General features: G+C 56.5%; 13 protein-coding genes. 10 read left to right on the top strand and 3 right to left on the bottom strand.

What is annotated here, in order from left to right:
• Positions 1-2 precede the first annotated feature (2 nt).
• The 4 genes from EU556_RS21625 (at position 3) to EU556_RS21610 (ending at position 8164) form a co-directional block, all read left to right on the top strand.
• Positions 3-2396 carry a glycoside hydrolase family 3 N-terminal domain-containing protein gene (locus EU556_RS21625; RefSeq protein ID WP_135436254.1) on the top strand — a complete coding sequence of 798 codons (2394 nt, stop codon included), beginning with the start codon at positions 3-5 and terminating at the stop codon, positions 2394-2396.
• 139 nt (positions 2397-2535) lie between these two features.
• Positions 2536-3420, top strand: a complete 885-nt coding sequence (locus tag EU556_RS21620; RefSeq protein WP_135436253.1) for an ROK family protein — start codon at positions 2536-2538, stop codon at positions 3418-3420.
• Positions 3417-5747, top strand: a complete 2331-nt coding sequence (locus tag EU556_RS21615) for a glycoside hydrolase family 20 protein (protein ID WP_245327823.1) — start codon at positions 3417-3419, stop codon at positions 5745-5747. Before EU556_RS21620 ends, EU556_RS21615 begins: the two co-directional genes overlap by 4 nt.
• A gap of 155 nt (positions 5748-5902) precedes the next feature.
• Positions 5903-8164, top strand: coding sequence for a GH92 family glycosyl hydrolase (locus tag EU556_RS21610; RefSeq protein WP_135436252.1), 2262 nt, complete (start codon positions 5903-5905; stop codon positions 8162-8164).
• A 1591-nt stretch (positions 8165-9755) separates the two neighbouring features.
• Here the strand turns inward: EU556_RS21610 and EU556_RS21605 are convergent.
• A complete protein-coding gene (locus tag EU556_RS21605; protein ID WP_135436251.1) occupies positions 9756-10058 on the bottom strand; it encodes a hypothetical protein in 303 nt (100 codons plus the stop codon).
• 1289 nt (positions 10059-11347) lie between these two features.
• Positions 11348-11767 (bottom strand): hypothetical protein, encoded by a 420-nt coding sequence (locus EU556_RS21600; RefSeq protein WP_135436250.1) that lies wholly within the window; start codon positions 11765-11767, stop codon positions 11348-11350.
• A gap of 1216 nt (positions 11768-12983) precedes the next feature.
• Between EU556_RS21600 and EU556_RS21595 the strand changes: the two genes are divergently transcribed.
• The 3 genes from EU556_RS21595 to EU556_RS21585 all read left to right on the top strand — a co-directional run bounded on the left by EU556_RS21595 (position 12984) and on the right by EU556_RS21585 (position 14358).
• Positions 12984-13493: a hypothetical protein gene (locus tag EU556_RS21595; RefSeq protein ID WP_135436249.1), complete on the top strand. Its 510-nt coding sequence runs from the start codon at positions 12984-12986 to the stop codon at positions 13491-13493.
• Between the two features lie 10 nt (positions 13494-13503).
• Complete coding sequence (locus EU556_RS21590) at positions 13504-13848, top strand: hypothetical protein (RefSeq protein ID WP_135436248.1); 345 nt, start codon at positions 13504-13506, stop codon at positions 13846-13848.
• Positions 13849-14145: 297 nt separating this feature from the next.
• Positions 14146-14358 (top strand): hypothetical protein, encoded by a 213-nt coding sequence (locus tag EU556_RS21585; RefSeq protein ID WP_135436247.1) that lies wholly within the window; start codon positions 14146-14148, stop codon positions 14356-14358.
• Positions 14359-14453: 95 nt separating this feature from the next.
• Here EU556_RS21585 and EU556_RS21580 read toward each other — a convergent pair whose 3' ends face one another.
• Positions 14454-14891, bottom strand: a complete 438-nt coding sequence (locus EU556_RS21580) for a VOC family protein (RefSeq protein WP_135436246.1) — start codon at positions 14889-14891, stop codon at positions 14454-14456.
• A gap of 403 nt (positions 14892-15294) precedes the next feature.
• Between EU556_RS21580 and EU556_RS21575 the strand changes: the two genes are divergently transcribed.
• From EU556_RS21575 to EU556_RS26175, 3 genes are all read left to right on the top strand, one after another.
• The gene (locus EU556_RS21575) at positions 15295-15501 is read left to right on the top strand and encodes a hypothetical protein (protein WP_167855676.1); all 207 of its coding nucleotides are present in this window, start codon (positions 15295-15297) and stop codon (positions 15499-15501) included.
• Between the two features lie 113 nt (positions 15502-15614).
• Entirely contained in the window at positions 15615-17153 is a 1539-nt protein-coding gene (locus tag EU556_RS21570; protein ID WP_135436244.1) for a primase alpha helix C-terminal domain-containing protein, read from the top strand.
• The gene (locus tag EU556_RS26175; protein ID WP_167855675.1) at positions 17150-17542 is read left to right on the top strand and encodes a P-loop NTPase family protein; all 393 of its coding nucleotides are present in this window, start codon (positions 17150-17152) and stop codon (positions 17540-17542) included. Before EU556_RS21570 ends, EU556_RS26175 begins: the two co-directional genes overlap by 4 nt.
• Positions 17543-17570 lie beyond the last annotated feature (28 nt).

Genomic DNA, 17570 nt, shown 5'->3' with positions numbered 1-17570 from the left:
CCATGCGTAAATACGTAGTTCTCGGGTTGTATTTCATCGGTACGGTGGCCTATGCCCAGAATGCTAGGCCAGTGTACAAAGACCGCAAGGCACCTACTGAAGCACGGGTAAAGGATCTGCTCGGGCGGATGACGGTAGAGGAGAAGGTGGGGCAGCTTGCCACCGTGCTGGGCTGGGAGATGTACCAGAAAGAAGGCGCGCGGGTTGGCGTGAGTGAGGCCTACAAGAAAGCCCTGGCTGAGCGCCACATCGGGGGGCTGTGGGCTACGCTGCGTGCCGACCCCTGGACCAAAAAGACCTTAGCCACCGGCCTGAACCCTACCCAGGCCGTCGAAGCCACCAACGCTCTGCAGAAGTATGCCGTGGAGCACACGCGGTTGGGCATTCCGCTGTTTCTGGCCGAGGAATGCCCGCACGGCCACATGGCCATTGGTACCACCGTGTTTCCTACGGCAATTGGCCAGGGCAGCACCTGGAACCCCGCCTTGCTGCAACGCATGGCCGCGGCCATTGCTCAGGAGGTGCGGGCACAGGGCGGCCACATCGGGTACGGACCGGTCCTAGATTTGGCCCGGGAACCGCGTTGGTCGCGGGTGGAGGAAACCTACGGCGAAGACCCCGTGCTCACCAGCCAGCTGGGCGTGGCTATGGTGACAGGCCTACAGGGCCAGAGCTTGAAAAGTGGCGTCAACGTCATTTCCACGCTCAAGCATTTTGCTGCCTACGGCGTGCCAGAAGGAGGGCATAATGGCGGCGGCAACAGCACGGGCTACCGGGAGCTGTACCAAAGCTTTCTGCCGCCAGTGCACGCCGCTGTGAAAGCCGGAGTGCTTTCCATTATGACCTCGTATAACTCTATTGATGGCGTGCCTTGCACCGCGAGCGAGTTTCTACTTACCGAGGTGCTGCGTCGGCAGTGGGGCTTTCAGGGCTTTACGGTTTCGGACCTAGGCAGCATTAGTGGCCTAGCGACGAGCCACCACGTGGCAGCCACGCCCGCAGAAGCCGCAGCCCTGGCCATCAACGCCGGCCTCGACGATGACTTGAGCGGGTATGGCTATGACAAAGCGCTTCTGGAAGCCATCAACCAACAGCTCGTTTCAGGAGAGGTGCTAGACCGGGCGGTAAGCAGGGTGCTGCGCCTGAAATTTGACATGGGACTGTTTGAAACCCCCTATGTGGATGTTCGTCGGGCGGCCCGGCAGGTTAAAAGCCCGGCGCACGTACAGCTGGCCCGGCGGGTGGCACAAGAATCGGTAGTACTGCTCAAGAACAACCAAAACCTGCTGCCGCTGTCAAAGTCGCTGCAGCGTATTGCTGTCATTGGCCCTAATGCTGATAACCTCTACAACCAGCTCGGCGACTATACCGCGCCCCAGCCCGAGAGCAACATCGTTACGGTGCTGGAAGGCATCCGGGCTAAGGTGTCGGCTACTACGAAGGTTACCTATGTGAAAGGCTGTGCCATTCGGGATACCACGAGCGCAGACATTGCGGCCGCCGTGGCCGCCGTCCGGCAGGCTCAGGTGGCCGTGGTCGTGCTTGGTGGCTCCAGTGCCCGCGACTTCAAAACCGAATATCAAAGCACCGGTGCGGCTACCGTCACTTCCGCCGGCCCCGAGGTACTCAGCGACATGGAAAGCGGCGAAGGCTATGACCGGGCCACCCTGGAGCTGCTGGGTAAGCAGCAGGAATTGTTGCAGGCCGTGGTGCAAACCGGTACGCCGGTAGTGGTAGTCCTCATCAAGGGCCGGCCGCTGAACCTGAATTGGATGGCGGCCCACGTTCCCGCTTTGCTTGATGCCTGGTACCCCGGCCAGGAGGGCGGCAACGCCGTCGCCGACGTGCTCTTCGGTGACTATAACCCGGCGGGCCGCCTGCCTATTTCCGTGCCCAAACACGTGGGGCAGCTACCCGTCTACTACAATGCGCCGCGCCCCGCTCGGCAGAGCTACGTGGAACTGGATGCTAGGCCACTCTACAGCTTCGGCTTCGGCCTAAGCTACGCCAAATTCGAGTATTCTGACTTGCAGGTCAGCGCCACTGAAGGTAGCGGCGCGGTGAACGTAACGGTACGGTTCAAGGTGAAAAACACTAGTGCCCGCGCCGGCGACGAAGTGGCCCAGCTCTACTTGCGCGATGAGGTAAGCTCCGTAGTCACGCCCAGCAAGCAGCTAAAGAAGTTTGAGCGGTTCAATTTAAAGGCCGGGGAGCAGAAAGAAGTGGTGTTTGAGCTGACGGCCGAAGACCTGATGCTGCTCAACCAACAAATGCATTGGGCCGTGGAGCCGGGAGCTTTCACCCTGATGATAGGGGCCTCATCCGATGACATTCGGCTGCAGGCTTCCTTCAACGTGGCCAACGCTATACAGCTAGCCCAATCTGCTACCCGGTAGACTGGCCTAGCGAGGCAATGAGCTGCTCTCTTTTGTTCTTTCTGCTGTCCTTTTGTAAATATTTTAGCTCAGCACCTATCCTAATCAGTAATTTAAAGCGCAAAGCCTCGCCTCAAGCAAGTAAACGGACGAAACCTGCATGCATACCACCAAATACATCGGCATCGACATCGGGGGCACGAAGATTCATATGGGCGTGGTGCAAAACGGAGCCATCGTCCAGGAAAAACGCTTTGAAACCGCTGCCACGGCCCCGCAGGAGCAGATATTGGCGGAACTGGCCTACAATCTGGAAGAACTAATCGACGACGAGGTGGCCGGAATTGGTATTGGTACGCCGGGTCTGGTGGATGAGCAACAGGGCATCGTGTACAACGTGCAGAATATTCCGTCCTGGCAGCAGGTGCCACTCAAGCAGTACTTATCAAGCCGGTTCCGTCAGCCCGTGTATCTCGCCAACGATGCCAACGCCTTTGCCGTTGGCGAGAAAATGTACGGGCAAGGGCAGCCATTCGCCCATCTGATAGGCCTGGTAATCGGGACTGGAGTAGGGGCAGGGCTCATCTTTAATAATGACCTATATGCCGGCGTGCTTTCCAGCGCCGGAGAATTCGGCTGCGTGCCTTACCTCGACAAAACAGTGGAGGACTACTGCAGCGGCAAGTTCTTCAGCCAGCAAACCGGGCGGTCGGGCGCTGAGTGGTACGCGCTGGCCCAGCAAGGCAACCCCGCCGCGCTTGAAGTGCTGACGGAGTACGGCCGGCACCTGGGCAATGCCATCAAAATTATGCTATTCACAGTTGCGCCCCAGGCCATACTCCTGGGCGGCTCGGTTAGCAAGTGCTTTGCGTATTTCCGGGGTGGCCTCGAGGAGAGCCTACGGGAGTTTCCCTTTAAGCATGTGGTAGAACGGCTGGTTATTGCCCCTTCCACCATTGAAAACGCGGCCGTTTTGGGTGCCGCCGCCCTGTGCCATCTCAAGCAAGATCTGCTTTCCCCATCTCAATCCGTTCCGTCTCTGTGAGAAAGAAAACCTGGCTGTCGTTGCCCATCTTGTTAGGCCTATATGGGGCTTCGGCTACCGCGCAGCAAATTCCTTCACCAGCATCTGCTAAATCGATTATTCCGCTACCTGCGAGCCTTCAGGTAGGCAGCGGCAGCTTTGCCCTCACGCCGGCCACCACCATCTACGTCGACGCCAAAAATGAGGAGCTGCGCCGCATTGGGCAGATGTTAAGCCAAGACCTGCTGCGCAGCGCGGGCGTACAGCCGCAGGTAGTAGGAGCTAGGCCAGGTAAGAAAAAATCCAGCGGCATTTACCTAACCCTGCGGCCTGCTCTCGATAGCCTGGGCGCCGAAGGGTACGCGCTCAGCGTGCAGCCCACGCAGATTATGCTGGCCGCCAGCAGTCCCCAGGGCGTATTCCGAGGCCTGCAAACCATTCGGCAGCTGCTGCCTCCGCAGCGCCCGGCTGCGGCCGTGAGCTTGCCAACGGTGGAGGTGCTCGACAAGCCACGGTACCAGTGGCGCGGCATGCACCTAGATGTCAGCCGTCACTTCTTTCCGGTAGAGTTCGTCAAGAAGTACATCGACTATCTGGCCTTGCACAAGATGAACACCTTTCACTGGCACCTCACCGATGACCAGGGCTGGCGCATTGAAATAAAGAAGTACCCTAAGCTTACCTCTGTAGGTGGGTGGCGCGACGGTACGCTCATTGGGCACTACTCCGATCAGCCCCACCAGTTCGATAACATCCGTTACGGCGGCTTTTATACGCAGGAGCAGATTAAGGACGTGGTGAAGTACGCCCAAGACCGCTACATCACGGTGGTGCCGGAAATTGAGATGCCCGGCCACGCAGTAGCGGCCCTGGCGGCCTACCCCGAACTGTCATGCAGCGGTGGGCCGTTTAAGGTGGAGGGGCTATGGGGCGTGTTCGACGACATTTTCTGCGCTGGCAACGAGCAGACATTTAGCTTCTTGCAAGACGTGCTAACGGAAGTAATGCCTTTGTTCCCCGGCAAGATTGTGCACCTCGGCGGCGATGAAGCGCCCAAAACCCGCTGGCATAACTGCCCCAAGTGCCAGGCCCGCATGAAAGCTGAAGGCCTAAAGGACGAGCACGAGCTGCAGAGCTACTTTGTGCAGCGCATGGAGAAGTTCGTGAATGCTAAAGGCAAGAGCATTATTGGGTGGGATGAAATTCTGGAAGGTGGCCTAGCGCCCAACGCGGCCGTTATGTCGTGGCGGGGGCTGGAAGGAGGCATTATGGCGGCCCGGCAGCAGCACAACGTGGTAATGGCGCCCGGCACCTACGCCTACTTCGACCACGCCCAGGGCGAGGCAGGCCTAGAACCCTTATCGTTTGGGGGCTACCTGCCCCTCTCCAAAGTATATACTTTCGAGCCCACGCCCCAGGAACTTACGGCTACGGAGCGGAAGTACATCTTAGGCGGGCAGGCCAACATCTGGACCGAGTATATCCCCTCGGAGCAACAGGTAGAGTACATGGCGTTTCCGCGCATGTCGGCGCTGGCGGAGGTGCTCTGGACGCCCGCCAAGCAGCGGGACTGGCCTAGCTTCCAGCAGCGCATGCAGCAGCAATACCGCCGCTACCAAGCCTGGGGAGCCAACTACTCCCGTAGTGCCTACAACGTGCGGCAGCAGCTTACCCTCGACCCAGCGCAACGCACTACCCTAGTTACGCTGCAGATGGATGCCGCCGGTCCGCAGATTGTGTATACCCTGGATGGCTCGACACCTACGGCTTCTTCACCGGCCTATACCCAGCCGTTTACGGTGGCTAGCTCGGCCGTTATTAAAGCGGCATCCATTGAAGGTGACAAGCTGATGGGTAAAGTCACCACTCGGGAGCTGCTCAGGCACAAGGCCTTTGCCACGCCAGTAACCTTGGTAAACGAGCCCAACAAAAGCTACAGAGGTACAGGGCCTTTTACGTTGGTTGACGGGCAGAAAGGCTCCACTAGCCACGCCGACGGGCAGTGGCTAGGCTTCTACGGCACCGATCTGGTAGCCACGCTCGATCTGCAACAAGTCACCGACATCAACACTGTAAAAGCCAGTTTCCTGCAGGCCGTGGGCTCCGGCATCCGGCTGCCTGCTAACGTGGAAATTGCCGTGTCGAATGATGGGAAGAAGTACCAAACGGTGTACTCAGCCCCGTTTGCAGGGCCAACTTCCCAGGCCAAGCCCGCCATCAGCGAAGCACAGGCCGATCTGAAGAAAACCAAGGCCCGATTTGTCCGGGTTATGGCTAAAAATGCCCAGACGCCCGGCGCCGCTAAGCCGGATACCTGGCTCTTCGTTGACGAAGTAGTAGTTCAGTAAATAGTCGGCGCGGGCTTTCGGGATTTGGAAGCTACCTGCGCTCATACTGGCCTAGAAACTCTTCTGTGCTATAAATTCTGCTTTCATTTTGCCGCTAAGCCTGCTAACCCATGATGCGTCGCCATACTCGATCCGTTTTTTTCGTCAGTGTCATAATGGGCGTCGCCGCCGCAGGTGCCTGTACCCGTACTCCTTTGGTCAGCGGCCAAGCGGGGCCAGTCAGTAAGCAGCAGGCCAGCCTTACGCGGTACGTAGACCCATACATCGGGACGGGCTTTCACGGCCATGTGTTCCTGGGTGCCAACGTGCCATTTGGAGCTGTGCAACTCGGGCCAGTTAACATCACCGAAGGGTGGGACTGGTGCTCTGGATACCATTACTCCGATTCTACCATTGTAGGTTTTGCCCACACCCACCTCAGCGGCACCGGCATCGGCGACCTGGGCGACATCACCGTAATGCCGACCACCGGGCCGGTACGCGTGACAGAAGGCCGAGTTAAAAACCCTGAACGGGGCCTCGTATCACTGTTCTCGCACCAGGAAGAACAGGCCAAGCCCGGCTACTACGCCGTACGCCTAAAGCGCTATGACATCAAAGCCGAGCTGACGGCTACCGAGCGAGTAGGCTTTCACCAGTATACCTTCCCGAAATCCGACGCTTCGCACCTGGTGTTCGACTTGCAGCAGGGCATTGGCTGGGACCTGGCCACCGATACCCACATCGAGCAACTCAACGACAGTACCCTGGTAGGCTACCGCAACTCTAAAGGCTGGGCCACCGATCAGCGCCTCTTCTTTGCGGCAGTTTTCTCTAGGCCTATCCGAAACTTTACCAGCCTGCAGGTGCTAGATACCTTGGGCAACACCAAACCTGCTGCCACCGGCAACCGCATCAAAGGCGTGGTGACCTTCGCTACGCAGGCCGGAGAGCAGGTGAAGCTGAAAGTGGGCATTTCTCCCGTAAGCTCTGAGGGGGCGCTGGCAAACATCCGGGCAGAAATTCCGCACTGGAATTTTCAGCGAGTGGTAACCCAAGCTGATGCTGCATGGAACCGGGAGCTACAAAAAGTGCAGATTCAAGCCAATAACACTCGATTAAAGACTTTCTACACGGCCCTCTACCACACCATGATTGCTCCGTCGGTGTTCAACGACCACAACGGCGACTACCGGGGCACCGACCAGCAGGTGCACCGCAACCCAGGCTTCACGAACCTGACTACGTTTTCCCTCTGGGATACCTACCGAGCGGCGCATCCGCTGTTTACCATCCTGCAGCCTGAGCGCGTCAACGATATGGTCAGCTCCATGCTCGCCATCTACCAGCAGCAGGGCAAGCTGCCCGTGTGGCACCTAATGGGCAACGAAACGAACTGCATGGTGGGCTACAGCGCCGTGCCCGTGGTGGTAGATGCTTACTTAAAGGGCTTTACCGGCTTTGACGCCGCCCTGGCCTACGAGGCAGTGAAGACCACGGCCATGCGCGACGAGTTTGGACTGAAAGCTGTGAAAGAGCTAGGCTTTATCCCGGCTAATGGAGAAGTTGAAAGCGTATCGAAGGGCCTGGAGTACGCCATTGACGACTGGTGCATTGCCCAAATGGCCCGGCAAATGGGCAAGCAGGCCGACTATGCCTACTTCAGCCAGCGCGCCCTGAACTACCGAAACTACTTCGACAAAACAGCGGGCTTTATGCGCGGCCGCGTGGCCCAGAAGGAGTGGCGTACCCCCTTCGACCCCTTCAAATCAGTACATATGAAAAGTGACTTCACCGAAGGGAATGCCTGGCAATACACTTGGCTGGTACCCCAAGACGTGGAGGGGCTGATTGCCCTGCTTGGGGGTGAGCAACGGTTCAGCCAGAAGCTTGATTCGCTGTTTCTGGTGAAAGGGAGCATGGGTGAGGAAGCTTCTCCTGATATTTCGGGACTGATTGGGATGTATGCCCACGGCAACGAGCCTGGCCACCATATTACGTACTTATTCAACTACGTAGGCCAGCCCTGGAAAACCGCCGATAAGGTCCGGTCCATCACCGATAACTTCTACACTGCCAAGCCCGACGGTATCATCGGCAACGAGGACGTGGGGCAGATGTCGGCGTGGCATGTATTCTCTACCCTAGGCTTTTACCCGCTCAATCCAGCCAACGGCACCTACGTGTTTGGCAGCCCAGCCGTGGAGCGCGCTACCATTCAACTGGCAGGCGGCAAGTCGCTCACCATCGAGACAAAAAACAACAGCTCCGCTAACAAGTACATTCAGGGAGTTACACTCAACGGCCGCACCTATACCAAGTCCTACATCACGCATCAGCAACTTATGCGCGGTGGTACGCTCAAGTTTCAAATGGGGCCCCTTCCGAGTGCTACCTGGGGCGTATCCCCCGCCGATCGGCCAAAATCTGTGCTGTAAAGCTCTGGTTGGTAATCAGCTGATATTATGCATGAATACGAAGAGTATATCAGCCGGCTCCAGAACAATCAAAATGCGGGCTGATGTCGACCGACCTGTGAGGCCAGTGGGTTACATTGATAACTGGCAGTATTAACTCCAGCTTTCACTAGACGTGAAGGCGTCAGATAAAATTATACGACGGACTAATACCTTGGTAACAAACACCTATATGACAAGCTCTGACTAATTATATAGCGTTAAATGTTGCCATGAGATAAGCAAGGTATTGGCTAAGTAAATAACTCGTTGTTGGGAAGGGCGCTGCGGTCCCCGCCTTTAATAGGTATATGAGGAATTGCTGGTGCCCAGAATTGGAGTAGGTGCGCCAAGCTCGTATAGGAGTACGAGGTTCCCCATGGCTCACTGAGCAGGATTCGTTCTTGGTCAATGGCTAACAGCATAAGGTACACGTCGCCCGTGCGAAACTGGCCCGTTGTTGGGCCGAGGTAGCGCAAGTGCTGCGTCATAAGAGAGGGGGGGTGTTGGGCCTACAGAATACGTGCTAATATCCCTGCGCACAGCGCTGGCAGGGGAGGTATTCCAACAAGCGGGGGATATCTAGTTGGCAATAAGGTCTCTGTTTAGCAAGACTTACTGGTTATTAAGGGTCTAAGCAGAGCAGAGGGCAGATAGGGTACAGGCAATAATGTACAAACATATATGTTCAACATGATGAGAACATGATAGTATTTTAAAGTAGTGCAGTCGCGAATTGCTTGGCTCGGGACTGTAAGATTGATGCAGAAAGATGTTCGATCTAAAACAGTGTAGATGGCTTAGTACAACACTTTAATTGGCGTTGGAACATCAACGTAAATGCGCACGAACACTGGCTTTCAATTAGTGCGACCAAGGCACACATGAGGCAGATATTTTAAGGTTCACAGCTTTCGGCTCAGCATCTTCTACCTATTAACAGGCCGCGCTATCACCATCCAGAGTAGAATTATTCCAGCAGGCGGCAGCCATTGGCATCGGGTTGGAAGTCGAGGGGGGTACGGTCAGCGTGCTCAGGCTGCAACGGCTAGGCGGGCCCAGAAGGTTTTTCGGTCAGCACATGTCGGTCAGGAGTTAGGGAACGGTGGGTACTTCGATGGGCACAGCCAGACCCTTGGTGGCTTTGCTATGTTTCAGGTTGGGCTTGAGCAGGTGCCACAGTTGTTCGGGCGTGAGTTCTGTGTTTTCCTGCTACAGCATCTAGCCGGCCGTGCGCTCGAACTCGGCCAACTAGTTATTGATCTTTAGGTAGACTATTTGAGTGGACTTTACCCGTTCGCCTTTCCAGTACTTGGGTAGATACCTCTGGCTCATGCTGGCATGTAGGCGAGAGGTCGTCAGTAACAGCGTCGCCGCGGTCCCAATGAATGTCGGCTTAGTGGGGAGCGGCCGTCGGTGTGGGCGTAGGTGTGTGCTGGTAAAAAAAGGATAGGCATACCAAGGGGGCTATTAGGATAACCTAGGGTAGTAAAACGCTATGGGTGGTAGTTATCCATGCAAAAAGCCCCTCCATATAATGGAGGGGCTTGAAGTAAAGCGAAAGCGTGTCAGCTTAGTACTGCAGGCCGTTCACGTAGCCGCGCCAGTAGATGGGTTCTTCCGAGTGGCGGGCATTGTAGGCGGCGCGGTCAATGGCGGCATCGATGGCATCCTGATATTCTTGGGTGCCGCGACCATATACCGAGGCGTAGTAGGCTTCCTCATCCGCTCCGTCAGCCATGCCCTGCTCATAAGTGAGAGCAAAGGAGAAAGTAGCGGCCTGCTGGGTTGCTACGGTGTGGGGGGCACCCTGTACGGCCTGAGTGGTGCTCAGCAACAGAGTTGAGGCAGCGAGAACACGAAAGATCGATTTCATACGAATGAAAGAAATAGAGTGAATGGATGCCCACAAGCTAGGCTGTAGGAGTGGTCATGCTCAAGTCCTATTTGCTTCAAATTGTGACATAGGTTGCCGACCTAGGCAGCGTATCCCACTGCGAGCATCCTGTGGCGCTATCACGAAGTGCTACCGTAGACCCGGAGGCTCCTCATGGTCACAAATACCGCAAAAGTGCTCTTTAAGGGCGCCGAGCATTTAGGCACTTTGGGGCTCGATCCTACATCTATTCTGTATTTCTATGAAAAGTGTTGTGCGTAATCTCACTTTATCTATGCTGCTACTCGGCAGCTTTGGCTCAGCGGATGCGACCGACATTAATCCTACTCACCCCAAGCTTTGGTCGCTGGGGAGATTAATATAGTGGCCTAGCCACGGGCACGGAGCACAAGGATTATTACGCCAACCTGTATGAAGCCGGCACGTCTGCGTACAAGAAGGCCATCGACCAAGACTATAAAGTGACCATTCAGAATTTACGTAGCGCCGAGCAGGAGCACGGCCAGAATAACATTGATTTTTAGACCGGATTCATCGATGGTCTGGGCCGGCGGAGGAAGAATGCTAGCCGCGTGGCACGCAACTATTATTAACAAATAAGCCCTGTGCTCCATGGATAGGGCTATTTCCTATTCAATGCAGGGTAATTGAATATTTACGCTGTCCAGGGGTAATTGAGTGTACTCCGGATTGTCGGCCTCTCGACTATTAGTGTACGCACGGCCGTTGTAGCCACAATCTGGCACATAGCTAGCTGGCCTAGGGGCGATGCAGGACATATCTGGCTCGGCTGAGGCAGTGCCGCCGGCGCCTGGGTCTGATAGTAACAGCAGATAGAAGATGTGGCGGGCACGCATGGCTATGTGGGTAGCTCACAGCCAAGTGGAGCTGCCTTGTAATCAATAGGTAGCACTTCTAATAGGGTAGCCTGTCAGAGCTGGGCGGCCGCGGTTTCGTCCTCAAAGGAAGCGTGCCGGACTGAGCCTTCAGTTAGCTGGTGACCCTGCCAGTGCTGCAGAATCAAGGCCCGTTCTTCGTCCGTGAAGGGCGAGAGCTAGCGCAGGTCACTCAGAAACCTCGCCCAGCCGCGCTGTTTGAGCAACCTGCTCATGTGCATCAGGATGTGTTACACGTTCTGTATACTACGCGGCCCAGGGCGGTAGCGAAACAGTGCATATCCATCCGGGTGTGCATGGTGGCTAGTCATAAGGTTTTATGGTACAGCTTGGACGGGCGCACGGAGAAAAGGCATTGCTGGGAGCGCGCGGCTAGAGGGAGCGTAGCCAGGCGGTGGCCGGCTCAACCTGCGTAAACAAGTGGTAGGTCAGTTCACCCACGCGCATGGGGTGCGGCGTCTGCTGCTCGGCCGGTAACTGCGCGAGCGGCTCATCAGGAATCAGCACGGCTGAGAACATACCCTTTTGTACGGTGTGGGAAAGCAGCAGCCAGTGCTCGTGCAGAAAGGTTTGCTCTTCCTGAGTGAAGGGTGTCATCTGCCGATGGTCGGCCAGGATTTTGTTCCAGCCGTGGCGCTTAAGCAGGTTTTCTAAATGCTGCAGAAAGGCTTGGAAGGTGGCCAGCTGGCGAGGGGCGCGGTTGTATGTAAGGATGGCGTAGCCATCGGGGTGTTCGTACAAGCGCCCGGTGGGATTCTCAAAGTACAGGGGCAGGCCTGCAAGTTGTGGCATAGAGAGAGGAGAAGAGCGGAAAGGGGGATATAACTACCATATATGGGAGTTGTTCCGCAAAGTTGCCATCAGAATTGGTATTTGTGCAAATATGCGTAGCAACATGAGTAGAGCAATAGCCAGTTGGGCGAATCAGCGGAACAAAACGCGTTGCAGGCCCGCGCCACGATATGGGCCTTCTGGTGGTGGCGTCGTACGCGCCTGACAGCTATCTTGCTGCGTGCACAGAATTTTAATGCGGCTATGCTCACTGCCGTCTAGGACCGCGAAAAACCGTAAACCACCGCCGGCTAGCCTCCAACCTACAGCAACAGCCAGATCGGTATCGGTGTCAAGGTCTGGTAGAAACAGGAACTGTGTTTGAAGACCAGTACACGCAGGCCCTGCTATCCCCATGTGCCTTGTCCATTCGGGAAACCAGGCAACGAGCTGCATGTACAAGGATGACCCTACGCTTATGTTGGTGATTGAGGACCTGTGGGTGGAGCAAGTGCGCAGCTTGACCGAGGTCGAAGCCTAAGCGGAAGGTATCCGCTCCTAAGAGAAGGCGGGGCGGGTGTATGGGATAGAGCCCGACCAAGAGGGATGCTTCCGCTGGTATGACAGCCCCCAGGTTGCCTTTCAGAACCTACTTAACTCAATTTATCCAAGTGCCTGGGCCCGTAATGAATGGATGTGGGTCGTGTCCTTACACCTGGTATGAGTCATAAGCAGGAGGAAGGCAGAAAGGTGATGTATAAGCAAGAGGCCTAGTGGCCTAGAAAATACACAGCCCTGACCTACTAAAGACCAGGGCTGTGTTGTGGTAGCGAGACTACCGCGCTTCTGTTACTGCGCGGCGACTTCGGGGGAGGTCGGCTGCTCGAAAGTCCGGGTCCATATAAGGACTGTTTCAGAGGTGGCCTTCGATGTCCTGAAAGTTGCGGTCACACATGAGCTCCATCTCGTTTTGCGGCTGCTGAGGCACAGAGTGTCCGTCGGCGGCTAAGTCAAAAAAACCTAAGTGCGGGGGAACAATGCTGATATTTTTGCTTGGAACAAATCTGGTTATATGGAAGCAGAACGGATCCGTTTACACGGTGAAGTACGCACCAAGCGCTTTCAGAATGAGGGGCAGTTCGCAGTTCAATTCCCGGGGCAAACTGGCAACAGCAAGAAATGGGCAAGCCCCACTGAGCCAAACAATGAGACTGCTTGGAAAGCTGCTTGAAGCGCTTTGATTACAGATTTTATCAATAAACGCACCGCGTTTAATACTACTGGTATGCGAGGGAATGCAGCCTGGATAGATTGCTTCTATAAAGATATTTTAGCGGATGCTGAAGCCAATAGCCCCCTTGCTCAAGGCACCTATAAAGCTTATCTACTAGCCGAGCAGCAGATAAAACAGATTCTTTCGCCCAACTGGCCTGAGATGGACCAGGTGGAGGAAAATGCATTTATTAGAGAGAGCTTACAGGCCAATTTAGAAAGATACCTACAAGTGCGCTACCGGCAAGATGCCTATCGAAAGTATAAGGAAAGTCTAGCCGTTTATGATACTATTCAAGCCAAGCCCATTTGGTCGCATTGCTACCGCACTTGGTTTAGCTTAAAGGCTTCCTACAACAATGCTAAGCAACCCTTGTTCGACCCGACGCTACCGGATAAAGCCTATAAGCGCACGTATGACTATGAGGTAGGAGAGTTTCAGATAGCCATTAACCACCTAGACATTCATACCTAGAGCAAGAATTATGTTTCGGGGATTTGGCATCAGCAATCCACTTGACTTTATAAGAGTCAACCAGCGCACGTACCAGGTCACTACGCAGCAGCACAACTGCACGGGCTTCATCGAGGTCGTCAAGCAAAGCACGGCGCAACCGGAACTACTCAACGAGGTTGCCATCAAAACGGTGCAGTTGCAGGCTGCCACCTATTGGACGAAAACAATAGGAATCGACTTGAGCTACAAGCTCAAATTCGCAAAGGACTACACGGATAAGAACAAAGCCTACTTGGGGATATTTTTCCCGATCAATGCCCGTAAATCTATGTTGCTGTTCATGCCGCAGCTGAAGTGGACGGATGTTAAGTAAACGAAGCCATGGTCGTTCGGGTTCAACCTTTCGGCTTAGCTACCCGGTTTTGTGACAAAGGATAAGTAACCAATCACGCAGAAGGCATCATAAGTAAAGGCGCACGTAACATGGAAACCGCCCCGCCTGCAGTAGGTCGGGGCAATTATGTTGATGATGAGATGGTTCTACCGCAGCGCCCGCCGTTTCAGCTGCTCGAACTCCTGGCCGGACGTGGAAACCAAACAGAGAGTAACGGGCTTCTGAGTAGGAGATAGTTAGTGCACTTATTTGCTGGCTCCTGACGTTAGCTATTATATGTCTACATCAGTTAAACGTCCCCGTCCCCGGAAGCCCAGCGAAGAAGCGGTGCCCGTACTATCCCATGCCGATCAGCTCCAAGCTTTGCATAAGCGGGAGGAAGGCAAAACGGTGATGTACAAGCAAGATGCCTGGGGGCATATTGAAACGCGCTTCGTGCGCACCCAGAATGTAAAAGCGTGGGAAGAGAAAGGTTTTTTCGTGCGCTAACTCCGGAAAGCCCCGCCCACTGGCCTACTACAGAACTGCCCCGACCTACTTCAGGCCGGGGCAGTTGTGTGTTAACGGTGATATCGTGCTACTGCTTACTGTGCGGCGGCTTCAACAGAGGCCGGCTGTTCGGCGAAGGCGGGATCCATGTAGAGGATATTCCAGAGGTGGCCGTCGAGGTCCTGGAAGTTGCGGTCGTACATAAACTCCGCTTCGTTTTGCGGCTGCTGGGGTACGGATGTTCCGCCGGCGGCCAGGGCCGCGTCGGCAATGCGGTCCACCTCAGTGCGACTGTCAACCGAGAGGCAGAGGATGGCCTCGTTGGCTTGGTGAGCATTGACCAAGGGCTTCGACGTGAACGTCTGAAAAAACGGCTCTACCAGCAGCATCACGTAGATGGTTTCGCTGATGATCATACAGGTGCCTCGTTCGTCGGTCATCTGCGCGTTGAACTGAAAGCCGAGCTGGTTAAAGAATGCTACAGAAGCGCTTAATTCCTTAACGGGCAGGTCGATAAAAATGGAAGTTGCCATGTGCGGGTTGGGTTAGTGGGTACAAGGCAAAAATAGACGAGGGGCCAGCCCGAGAGGGTCGCTGAATGCGACAACCTGCGGGGGTGTCTGCGACAGATACCTAAAGGCCCTGACTACTTGGGGTAGCCAGGGCCTTCGGTGTCGTTATGGAAATAGGGAGAGCCGAATATACGAAGCTCGACATTGCCATTTGGGATACGCGTAGTATTGCCGCGGAGATGGTGGGAGAGGAGCTGGCTAGAGCTTCTCCCATCGAAGAAACTACCTACCAGCGGACCCTGCCCCTTGCAAGCATGAGAAGAAGGGCCGCCCCGCCGCCGGACCGGACGTCCCCCTGGCCGTGCTCACCGACGCCGAGCGCGCGGTCTGGGACCGGTTCCTGGCTTGGGAGGAGAACAACCCCTTGCCTAAGCTCTTCCGCATGAAGGAGCCGCTGACCCCAGTTCAGCTCGTGGCCCTGATCGACAAGCACGGGGCCGGCTCCGTCACCAGCGTGCTGCTGGACATGCAAAACAAGCCCAAGCTGCTCACCGACCACGATTCGGCCAACCTCACGGCCCAGAGCTGGCTGCGCCGCCGCCAGCAGCGCGAAGTCCCCGTCACCGCCTAACTCTCCCCGCCATGAACTACGAAGTCTGCCTCGGCGGCCCCCACGTATGGGGCACCGTCCAGCCCAAATCCGACATCCGCCGGGAGCCCACCGACGAGTAGTTCTACCTCTCCATGTTCGGCTTCGACAACACGATCTACGAGCACCTGCAGGTCAACCGCGACCCGCAAACCGGCAAGACCAGCGTAGCCGGCTTTCCCGGCAGCTACTACGCCGAGTACCTGCACTTCGACATTGACCGCCAGGGTGATTTGCCCGGCTCACTGGCCTCGTCCCGCGATCTAGTGCAGCGCCTCTACCGCTGCTTCCAGCTCTCGCCCTCCAATCTGCTGATCTGCTTTTCCGGCAGCAAGGGCTTTCACATCGGCCTGCACCAGAGCCACTTCGGCGGATCCGCCCCCTCGCCCCAGCTGCCCACGCAGATCAACGTGCTGGCCGCCCGCCTGCTGGCCGAGTGCTACGAGCTCTCGCAAGAGCAGCTGCAGGTGAAATCCCGCGAGGCCCGCGCTCAAAAGCCCGCCCAGGAGTTCGCCGACGTGGATTTGAGCATCTACAACAACCGCATTTTCTGGGTCCTGAACTCGCGCAACAAGAAGGGCCGCTATAAGGTGGGGCTCACCAGCACCGAGCTGCTGACCCTGCCGCTGGAAGACATCCTGGCCCAGGCCGACGCGCCCCGCCCGGACTACCGGCCCGAGGGGCGGCTGATCGTGGCGGCCCCGAGCCCCGAGCAGCAGGCCATGTGGGAATACGCCCGCACCTTCGACACGCAGGCATTCGACCGGGCCAACCGCCCGGGCAAGGGCAGTACCGGCACCACGGGCGGTATCGACCGAGACTTCTTCGCCCCGCCGCAGGAAGGATCCCGCGACAACACCCTCTTCAAGCAGACCTGCCACCTGTTCGACCACTCCGACCTCTACGAAACCCAGATCCTGCAACTGATCGATCTGATCAACCGCGGCAGCGAGCGGCCCCTGCCCGACGAGGACATCCGACGCATCGTGCGCTCGGCCTTCACCCGCACCCAGCGCAACAAAGCCCAGGCCGCCGCCTCCGTGCTAACCGACGGCAACTCGAAAGGCGAGGTAGAAATCTGGGGCGACTGGACCGAGGAGTGGCTGGACTATTACACCCAGAAGTCGGAGCCAATGACCTGCCTGCTGCCGGAAATCGACGCCGACCAGGAGGGCAGCCTCAAGGGCAAGCTCGGGGTTTTCATCGGCTCGGGCGGCACCCGCAAGAGCTTCTTCGTGCAGAACCTGATCGTGGCCAACGTACTCGGCTACTCCCACCGGTTCATCCCACCGGTTCATCTACTCCAGTATGGTGATGGGCAAGCCCGAGGCCGTGAACCGCTTTCTCGACATGTTCTTTCCGCCGCAGGAGAACGTGCCTGCCAGCCGCTTCCTGCAGCAGCAGGCCCGCCAGAGCAAGGAGCTCACCCGCCAGCTCCTGCAGCAAGCGCGCCCATCGGCGACCAGCGGTGCTGTGCAGCCGCGGGGGCAAAATCACCCAGGACTACGAGCAGGACATTCAGAACACCATCTGCCTCTACGGCTCGGTGGATGCGCTGGTCATCGACGGGCTGTCGGCAATTGGAGGGAAGGTTGAGGAAACCGAGAAGTTCAGCCGCAACACGCTTGAATTGAAAAAGCTGGTCAAGCGCTACAACATCTTCATCGCCCTGATCTGCCACACCACTAAGCAGTGCGCTGCCCACACCCGCGACGCCCGCCCCTTCGTGCGGGGCTCGGAGAAGATCCTCGACAACTCCGACTTCTCCATCAGCTTCTCCAACGTCATCGACGCGACCGAGTCCACGCCGAGCAACCTCGTCTACGTGAAGTTTTTGGCTCACATCAAATACTACAACAAGCGGGGCTCGGGGCTGATGCTCAACAAGCTGCTCGAATTCAACAGCCGCACCAGGCAGTTTACCGAATCATCCGTGCCCCTGCACACCTATCCCGACCACGACACCTTCGTGCGGGAGTACAACAAAAAGGCCCGCCAGGCCGCCCAGGACGACCCCTTCTAAGCCCATACTCCCATGAAAATCCTTCTCA

This window comes from Hymenobacter fodinae (assembly GCF_004745825.1).
Taxonomy (GTDB): domain Bacteria; phylum Bacteroidota; class Bacteroidia; order Cytophagales; family Hymenobacteraceae; genus Hymenobacter; species Hymenobacter fodinae.
This window is presented reverse-complemented; position numbering and strand designations above follow the sequence as displayed.

What these genes read in the sequence shown, in the direction of transcription:
- EU556_RS21625 (WP_135436254.1), top strand. Translation starts at nt 3, where the DNA reads ATGCGTAAATACGTAGTTCTCGGGTTGTATTTCATCGGTACGGTGGCC.
- EU556_RS21620 (WP_135436253.1), top strand. Translation starts at nt 2,536, where the DNA reads ATGCATACCACCAAATACATCGGCATCGACATCGGGGGCACGAAGATT.
- EU556_RS21610 (WP_135436252.1), top strand. Translation starts at nt 5,903, where the DNA reads ATGGGCGTCGCCGCCGCAGGTGCCTGTACCCGTACTCCTTTGGTCAGC.
- EU556_RS21605 (WP_135436251.1), bottom strand. Translation starts at nt 10,058, where the DNA reads ATGAAATCGATCTTTCGTGTTCTCGCTGCCTCAACTCTGTTGCTGAGC.
- EU556_RS21600 (WP_135436250.1), bottom strand. Translation starts at nt 11,767, where the DNA reads ATGCCACAACTTGCAGGCCTGCCCCTGTACTTTGAGAATCCCACCGGG.
- EU556_RS21590 (WP_135436248.1), top strand. Translation starts at nt 13,504, where the DNA reads ATGTTTCGGGGATTTGGCATCAGCAATCCACTTGACTTTATAAGAGTC.
- EU556_RS21585 (WP_135436247.1), top strand. Translation starts at nt 14,146, where the DNA reads ATGTCTACATCAGTTAAACGTCCCCGTCCCCGGAAGCCCAGCGAAGAA.
- EU556_RS21580 (WP_135436246.1), bottom strand. Translation starts at nt 14,891, where the DNA reads ATGGCAACTTCCATTTTTATCGACCTGCCCGTTAAGGAATTAAGCGCT.
- EU556_RS21570 (WP_135436244.1), top strand. Translation starts at nt 15,615, where the DNA reads ATGTTCGGCTTCGACAACACGATCTACGAGCACCTGCAGGTCAACCGC.